Source organism: Microcystis sp. M53603_WE2, from assembly GCF_030065435.1.
Window position 1 is genome coordinate 1 of record NZ_JASJFF010000927.1, and the last position, 4,048, is coordinate 4,048.

Sequence of the window (4,048 nt, forward strand, 5' to 3'; positions counted from 1 at the left end):
CCTGGGCATAAATTCTCGCCAAATTATTCGGTAATGCCCTTAAGCATTGGCGGAGAATCCACAAGCTTGTCGCAGTAATTACCCCTGCCAACAGCCAGCTTGCTTCTTGCCGCAATGCCCAACCAAAACTGCCATCCCACAAAGACAGTGCCAGCCAACTCAAGCCAAAACCTACGGTAATCGCTGCTGCTGCTACCTGCTCTAAGTTACGGCTATTGACGAACATCAATCCTGTAGCTATCCCTAAGCTAATTGAGGCAATTCCTGGTTCCAACCCTTGCGGGGGTCGGGCTGTTAAGATAAGCCACTGCCACAGGGCTAAAGCGTCTATACTCAACCAACTGGCAACTTCCCGCCGAGCCAGATTCCAAGTTCCCACCCCAGTCAGGGCCAGGGGAGCCAAACCCCAGACTAAGCCCCACTCTAGCCCCATAAGCGGGCGCTCCAACACAGAGGTCAACTGGGCGAAAACTGCCACCTGATTGAGGATAAACAAGCCATAGGATAGCCCAGCCAAGATTAGTCCCAGCTTCCAAGTTGTGTGGTGTAGGAGATGGAGCAAGGAAGTAGGAGGAAAGGGCTGTTTCACGCTGAATGCCAATTCCAGCACCGCCAGCATGATTAAAATCACGCCCCAAACTGCCCAACTCAGCCTTGGCCATCCCCAGTCAATCGCCAAAATTAGGGTGAGCAAGCCAGCTAGGTGAGTGAGATAGGCCAGGGAGAGAAAACGGCGGGAAATCTCTTGAAGGGAAGCTAGTTTGACTTGCCGTTGGCTGAAAATTACTAACGCCAGGGTTGAAGCTGCCAAGTTGAGCGTCCTCAAGGCAGGATTGACTAAGGAGCAAAAGGTCAAGGTTGTTCCCCAGAACAAGGCTATCGAGCCGGTAAAAGAGGCTAATTCCCGCTTGCCCAATTGGGAGAACCAATCTGTCAGGAATAGGATTAAGACTAGGTAAGGAAAGAAAACTAAGCTTAGTAACGCCCAAGGGGTAGCTTCAGCGCCAGTTAAACCAGTCCCCAAGGTGATTGCCCCTTGCCTGAAAGTGTCTGGAAGTAAGCGCCAAGCCAGCCACAACCCCTGCAACCCAATCAGCAAGGCTGCTGCCAAGTCGAACTTCCGCCAGGAGTAACCGATGCGTCGGGCAAAAAACAGGAGTGATAAACCACTCACTGCTAGGGCTTGCCAAGGTGTTTCACCCACCGACAGTAACCAACCTAGCAGCAGCAAGCTACCGCCGATACGCTGCCACAAGGAAACAGATTGTCTGGTCTGCCAACTGGCTAACCAGCCGCAAATCCCCACAGCCAGCCCCAATTGGCTAATCTCTACCTGAGCGATAAAAATTGCCCGCACCAGCAGGATAACCAGCCCATAGACGACAATTGCCTCATTTAAGCTAAAAGGGGCTAATCTTTCTCTCCTTGATGCTGCTTCTTGTCCGGCTCCTTCAGGAACACGGGAAAGGGAGATCAAAGTTGTTCCCACCACGCCCAAGTAAGTTGCCAGCAAGGGAAAACCCCCAATTGCCCATCCCCAATGCAGATAGCTCAATCCCAAGTGATTCGGCAGACTTTGAGAAAATCCTGCCGGGCCAGTTCCCCCGTACCTCCCCCGGAATAGTTGAACTGTTACGGCGGTAAGGGAAAGGGCAGCCACTACCACAATCAACCAGGCTAGAGGGTTGCGCCACAAGCCCAAGCTATCCATGGCCAGAAAATTCATCGGTACTAGCAACAGGGTAACCAGGCGCAAAGCTTGACTGGTCAGGCGCAGGCCCGGCTGTTGGCTACTCCAAAAACTGGCTCCCCAAAAAGCTAAAGTATAAAGCCACAAAACCCCATACTGTCCGGCGCTTGAGAATTTTTCCCAAAAGTTGGCGGCGAGGACACCAGAGGAGATGACCACCATGAAGACTCCCAACAGCAGCAGCCAGAGGACGCTCAATTCTGCCATCAGAGACTGTAACATTTGTCCAAACTGGCTGGGAGTTTCCTGCCGTCGAGGAGATGTTGGCGGCCGTGGCGGGATTCTACGGGGAGCTTCTGGCCGTCGAGAAGGTAGCGCGGGTGGGGGAGGCGGCTGGGAGGAGATGGGGTCTGGCAGCGGCTCTCTGGTAGGGGCAGTTGTCAGTATAGGCATGACACAGGAGAGGTTTTCCCGACACAGTTGCTTGACTTGAGATTCCCCAAGTAATCCTAATTGGAGCCATTGTTCTAAACCTTGTAGTAGAGAGGGATGGGAAGCTCTCACTCTTATAACAACCCGGATTTGAGAAGCAGTCAGCCAGCCTCGCTCCTGCCATTGCCCCAAACCTTCTAAAAAGTTAGATATAGGGACGCTGGTGGTTATTGTCAGAGCGAGGGTTTCTTGAACTGAATTTTCTCTCGCATTTATTGCTAATTCTAGTCTTTTGTCGGCAATCAACTCTAATTCTAGCCATTGATTGAGAGCTAGTAAAAGTTCGGCTGGCGAGTTGGGATTGACGATTTCTATGGGGATGATTCGCTTCTCTTGAAAGGACATAAGTAATCAGATAAGTAGTCGGACATAAATTCTCTCGTCTGTCTTAAGAAATGTAATTCTGGCAATTCTTGCTGACTCCTGACTCCTGACTCCCACGGTTAACTTTACTTTTGTCCGACCACTTAAAGGTAAAGTTAAAGTTAACTGTGGAGACAAGGGAACAGGGAACAGTAAAGGTTTCAGCCTTGGTTAGATCTCTTAAGAAATTAATCTCATCTAAGCTGTCTTGAAAAAGCGAATAATCTCTCGTACATGATTGAGAAATTGACTGTCTTCTGTCAGTTGTGCGATCGCATTTTGTGCTTCCTGAGATAAGGTTTCATGTTCAACCTGATTTTTAGCTTCTAATTTTTCTAGTAAGGCTTTCAGACGGGCTAATTCTTGGCGAGTTATTTTGACTTCTTGTTGCTGTATATTTGCTTCTGTATCGAGTTTTTCCCTAATTATTGCCACATTAGCCTCTAAATTAGAGACGCGAACGCGCAACTCTACTACATCCTCTCTGGGATACTTAATCTGTTCTCGAATCATTGACAAACGCACGGCTAAATATTGATAAGCCCGAATCGCCGGACGTAAAGCTGTCAATAATAAAGTTGCACCGGAACTCACATATCCTACTGCACTAATTCCCGTTGCTGCTAAGGTATAAAGTCCAATTCCTGACAGCAAATGTAAGGCGATTGCGAGCCGAATTGACCAACGCGCTACTGTCTTAACATAATCAACTTGTTTCCGATCTACGGGAATATTTTTTTCTTGAGAAATTGCTGCTTCTGCGATGACTTCCTGGGCATCAAAATAAATGTTCCAAGGAACAGTCACAATCACTAACAACCACCAAAAACTGGCGATCCCAATCAACCAATCGATTAAATTTCCTGACGGGATGTGCAACCATTGTAAAATTCCAAAAGCTAGTAAGACTAAGGCTCCAAAAATCACACAAAATCCGATAAATCCTAGATAGCTTAAAAACATCTCAATCACCCCATTTTTATTTCTCTTTCTTTTATGTTAGAAAAAGATTGATCAAGTTTCACTAACGGTTGTGACACTTTGTGAATTTACCCATAAAATGACACAATTGTGAACCATAACTTGGCTGTTTGACAACGAGTATAGTGTAGCGACTGTCTTGATGGTCAAGGGGGAATTTAAAAAAAAACTCAAGCAGTTGCCGTAAAACTCAAAATCTCAAGCCGGAAAAAAGCGCAGCAAAAGCTAAGCTGCTCAGGTTAAACCAAAGCAAGCGCAACCCTTGATTAGAGATAACAAAAAGTGTGAATCTCTAGGAACTAAGCGAGAGATTTGTTTGGCGGTTAATTGACCGAGTTCTGGTAAGTCGGAGACGAGAGTAGTAGAAATTACTTGACCTTGACATCCTCACCGCCGTAAAACGGACGGCGATTCCCAAACCTCACGATTTAGGTTTCTGCTTCTTTCCCTTGCGGGGTTCCGCACCTGCCTTAACAGATGTACTCTGTTCTGGTCTTATGGTCGCTCTACAGACTGACACCG

At 47.7% G+C, this 4,048-nt stretch carries 1 protein-coding gene and 1 pseudogene; both read right to left on the reverse strand.

The genetic code is table 11. The annotated features are described in order from the left end of the window. Nucleotides 1–2,527: pseudogene (locus PX481_RS19625) on the reverse strand (hypothetical protein); the annotation flags it as partial. Between the two features lie 216 nt (nucleotides 2,528–2,743). Next, complete coding sequence (locus PX481_RS19630) at nucleotides 2,744–3,508, reverse strand: hypothetical protein (RefSeq protein ID WP_147070965.1); 765 nt, start codon at nucleotides 3,506–3,508, stop codon at nucleotides 2,744–2,746. Nucleotides 3,509–4,048: the final 540 nt, after the last annotated feature.